Annotated in this window: 3 protein-coding genes; 1 reads left to right on the forward strand and 2 read right to left on the reverse strand. The window is 65.7% G+C overall.

What is annotated here, in order from left to right; all coding sequences use genetic code 11:
• Window positions 1-45: 45 nt before the first annotated feature.
• Both AX709_RS18280 and AX709_RS11185 read right to left on the reverse strand, forming a co-directional pair.
• A complete protein-coding gene (locus tag AX709_RS18280; RefSeq protein ID WP_009824028.1) occupies window positions 46-924 on the reverse strand; it encodes an AAA family ATPase in 879 nt (292 codons plus the stop codon).
• A complete protein-coding gene (locus tag AX709_RS11185) occupies window positions 851-2,251 on the reverse strand; it encodes a Mu transposase C-terminal domain-containing protein (protein WP_066549378.1) in 1,401 nt (466 codons plus the stop codon). Before AX709_RS11185 ends, AX709_RS18280 begins: the two co-directional genes overlap by 74 nt.
• Before the next feature lie 191 nt (window positions 2,252-2,442).
• Here AX709_RS11185 and AX709_RS11190 point away from each other — a divergent pair, with 191 nt between their 5' ends.
• Window positions 2,443-3,015, forward strand: a complete 573-nt coding sequence (locus tag AX709_RS11190; protein WP_009824027.1) for a recombinase family protein — start codon at window positions 2,443-2,445, stop codon at window positions 3,013-3,015.
• Window positions 3,016-3,073 lie beyond the last annotated feature (58 nt).

Consider the following 3,073-nt stretch of genomic DNA (forward strand, 5'->3'; position numbering starts at 1 on the left):
TGTAAACGCTCGCGCTAAATGGCGGCGTTCTGATCGCGCTATTTGTCAGTTGCCGGGTCCGATGACGAGGCAATCGCGCGCGGCCTGAACGATGTCAGCGGTGACCTCCTCGACGCGGTTGAGGGTCATGATCCGCCGCATCTGCGCGAACAGGCGCTCCATGAGCCGGAAGTTGCCGCGCGTGATGCGGATCACGGCTGCCTGCGCTTCGATCGCGTCGAGTTGGGCCGGGTCGAAGCTGATCCCGAAATCGCCGGCGTGGGTCGCGAGCAGCAGCCGCATTTCGGTCTCGGTAAGCGGTTTGAACTCGTGGACGAAGCCGATCCGCGAGTAGAGCTGGGCATAGCGGGCGAGGCGCTTCTCCAAGCCCGGCATACCCATCAGGATCAGCCCGAAGCCGTGGCGATCGGCCATGTCGCGGAGATGTTCGAGCGACTTTATGGTCAGGCGGTCGGCCTCGTCGACGATGACGAGGGGGCAGGCGATGCGGGCGGCGTCATGGGTGATTTCGTCCTGCGAGCCGCCCGCGACCGTCAGCCGGGCATAGCCCAGCTTAATGAGGTTGAGGCCCAACACCGCGTCGATCGTCTTGGGCGTGTTGCTGACCGACACGGTGTAGAAGACGGCGCGGCAGCGAGCGACCTTTTCGCCAAGGAGCGCGGCAATGGGACGGAGCGCGGCATATTCCCCCAGGTCGGGGAAGCTGGAAAACTCGCGCGCCGATCGCGTCTTTCCGACGCCCGGCCGGCCATGACACACGCCGATATAGCGGTAGTGCGCGCAGGCTTCGGCAAACTCGACGAACCGGGCATGTTCGCGGGTCGCCAGGAACGGCTGCTCGACCAGGAACTCAATCGTCAGCGGCGTAGAGCCGGAGCCCTCGGTAGGTGGTGGGCCGGGAAGCCGTATCCTCTTGGTCGCCATCGAAGGTCTCCGTGGGGGCAGGCACCTGCTTGTCGCGCTCCTTCGCGCCGCGCCGGGCGCGCTGGATCGCGTGCAACGACGGGTGCCCAGCGTGCTCGGAGCTGAGCGCACGGCAGACGAACCGGCCCTGGTGGTAGACGTGGATCTCGGTCAGGTCGCGGGGGTCATAGACCGCCTCGACCTGCTCGCCGACGAAGGCCGCGAGCGTGGGTTCGACATAGCGCCTGCCCATCAGACGGATGCCGTCGCGCAGCACTTTACGGGGCTTGGGCACGTGCACGAGCAGCATGTCGAGCTGTTCAAGGCTGTCGGGCATTGCGGGCAGGAACCCGCCCTTCTGCCAGCGCGTGATCGGCGGTTCGCCGGTGCTGCCATGCGGGCGACGATGATAGACGCCGCACACGAACGCCTCGAAGCGGGCGCGCAGCTCGTCGAGCGTGAGCACTGGCGCCGACAGCGGCTTGCCCGCGATCAGGTGGCCGGGCAGGTCGGGCAGGAACATGTCGTTGATGGTGCGGAACAGCCGCTCGATCTTGCCGCGCCCGCGAGGACGCCCCGGCAGCGAATGGATGAGGCGGATTTTGAGGGCGATGCACGCCTGCTCGATATGCTCGGAGATGAAATCCGAGCCGTTGTCGACGTAAAGCTGTTCGGGAATGCCGCTGACGATCCATTCGGGATTGGGCTTGCGCCAGATCGCCTGCCGCAAGGCGAGCGCCGTGTTGAGGGCACTGGGGGCATCGAGGCTGAGGAAGTAACCGGCGATGGCTCGGCTGTGATCGTCAACGATGACGGTCAGCCAAGGACGCACCGGGGTTCCGGCATCATCGAGCACGAGAATGTCGAGAACGGTATGATCGGCCTGCCACATCTCGTTCGAGGTCGCGGCTTCGCGCCGATGCACTAGCTCGTGCTGGTCGCGGTAGACGGCCGGATCGGAGGCTGCGGCGATCTGGCTTGCCGGTATCGCCCTGACGACACGCGCGACGGCCGCATAGCTGGGGGTTCGGTGTCCATGCGCGATGGCGAGTTCCTGCACCTTTCGGTGAATGGCGGCGACCGGGGGTCGCGGGCGCTTGGTGGCGAGAGTGCGGGTCAGTTCGACCAGATGTTCCGGCAGGTGCAGCCTGCCCCGATCGTTGCGCGGCAGACGCGCGAGACCGGCAAGTCCTTCGGCACGGTAGCGCCCGAGCCAGCGCTGCAACGTCCGCTCGCTCAGCGTGCCGGTGCGGGCGAGGTCCGCGAGCGGGATGCCATCGGCGAGGTGCGGTTCAAGGACGCGGTAGCGCTCGATCGCCAGCGGCGGGACAAGCGCCGGATGCGTCACCGCCGACGGTCCGTGTCGCAGGTAAGGAAAACGGAGATTTGCCTGCCCATCGCCATGCGAGTCCGCTCGCGTTGCCAAACCGGCCTGTTCGACGTAAATCTACCCGGTAAAGAAAACTAGGGCAACATAGACCTGCCGATGACGACTTTCTTCCCAAACCGCGCCCGATCGGGGCGCCACCGGCCCTACGCATGAAAATCGGTTACGCCCGCGTATCGACCGCCGAGCAGAACCTGGACCTCCAGCGTGATGCGCTGAAGGCTGCCGGCTGCGAGAAGGTCATCACCGACAAGGCCTCCGGGGCGACTGCCGCTCGCCCTGGATTGGAAAAGGTGAAGGAGCTGCTTCGCGCCGGCGACACACTGGTGGTCTGGCGCCTCGACAGGCTCGGCCGCTCGCTCCGTGATCTGATCGGATGGATGACCTACCTCGACGAGGAAAAGGTCGGGCTGCTGAGCCTGCACGAGGCGATCGACACGACCACCACGTCGGGCAAGCTTACCTTCCACCTGTTCGGGGCATTGGCGGAGTTCGAGCGCAACCTGATCCGCGAGCGGACCCAGGCCGGTCTCACCGCAGCCCGCGCTCGCGGCAAGAAGGGTGGCCGGCCGGCCGCACTCGGCAAGGACAAGCGCGACCTGCCCGTCAGGCTCTACCACGAGAACACGATGCCGATCGCCAAGATTTGCTCGATGCTCGGCATCTCCAAGCCAAAACTCTACGCCTATGTGCGATCGGCCGAGACCAAGCCGGTAGCCGCGTAGCGACGCTCGCCGACAAATAGCGCGATCAGAATGCCGCCACTTAGCGCGAGCGTTTACA

This window comes from Sphingomonas sp. CCH15-F11 (assembly GCF_001557005.1).
Classification (GTDB): Bacteria; Pseudomonadota; Alphaproteobacteria; order Sphingomonadales; family Sphingomonadaceae; genus Sphingomonas.